The organism is Actinomycetospora sp. (assembly GCF_055612215.1).
The window spans coordinates 1-1,068 of the sequence record NZ_JBVPVA010000736.1 but is presented as its reverse complement, the minus strand read 5'-3'; the positions used below and the strand labels follow the sequence as shown (position 1 = coordinate 1,068).

Genomic DNA, 1,068 nt, shown 5'->3' with positions numbered 1-1,068 from the left:
CGGATGAGCCGGTCGGTCTCGGCAGCCGCCGAGGTCACCGCGTCGACGAGCTCGGCGCGGTCGCGCCCCGGTCGCCCGGCCAGCTCGAGCTCGGCGCGGAGGGTCGCCAGCGGGGTGCGCAGCTCGTGGCCGGCGTCGGCGACGAACCCGCGCTCGCGCTCGACGGCCTGCCGTTCCTGGGCGAGCGCGTGGCGCTGCCGGTCCAGCAGTTCGTTGAGCGTCGAGGCGAGCGCCGCGATCTCGTCACGCGTGCTCGGCACGGCCAGGTAGGTGCCGTCGTCGTGCCGGGCCAGGCCGGCGCTCTGTCGGCGCATCCGTTCCACCGGTCGCAGCGCCGCCCCCGACAGCCACCACGCGCCGAGCCCCGCGACGATGGCCGCGATCGGTCCGAGTATCAGCAGCCCGGTGTCGACGTGCTCGTCGGCCGCGTCGGCGATGTCGGTCCCGGTGCCCACCACGAGCACCAGGCCGTCACGGTCGGAGAGGACCGTGGCCAGGAAGCGCGTGCGCTGGTCGTCCTCGCCCTCGGTGAAGCCCAGTGGGCCCGCGCCGTCCACCCGTCGGGCGAGCACGGTCGACAACGTGTGCGGGTCGAGCACCGGAGCCCCGGCCAGATCGGTGGAGCTGACGAGCACGCGGCCGTCGGCGGTCACGACCTGCATGGGCTCCTCGTCGCGGTTGGTGCGCAGTGCGGCCAGCCCCTCGGCGTTGTACTGCTCGGTCACTGTGGACGCCCGGCTCGCGAGCCCGACGTCGAGGGTGGCGTAGAGGCTGGTGCGCAGCTGGAGGACGAAGCCGAGCCCGACCACGGCGATCAGGAGTGCCGTGCCCAGGGCGAACCCGAGCGCGAGGCGGACGCGCAGCGGCATCGGGGGTCCTCCTGCTCAGGAGCTCGGCGCCGGCTGGTCGGGATCGCCGACCCGCAGGCGGTAGCCGGCGCCCCGCACGGTCTCGAGCAGGTCGCTGCCGTACGGCTTGTCGATCTTGCGACGGAGATAGGACACGTACTGGTCGACGACGTTCGAGACTCCGTCGTACGCGAAGTCCCACACGTGTTCGAGGATCATC

2 protein-coding genes are annotated in these 1,068 nt (G+C 73.3%); both read right to left on the bottom strand.

What is annotated here, in order from left to right; translation table 11 throughout:
- On the bottom strand, window positions 1-869 hold an 869-nt coding region (locus AC0CYZ_RS20065), incomplete at its 3' end, for a histidine kinase dimerization/phospho-acceptor domain-containing protein (RefSeq protein WP_472218524.1).
- A gap of 15 nt (window positions 870-884) precedes the next feature.
- On the bottom strand, window positions 885-1,068 hold a 184-nt coding region (locus AC0CYZ_RS20060), incomplete at its 5' end, for a winged helix-turn-helix domain-containing protein (RefSeq protein WP_472218522.1).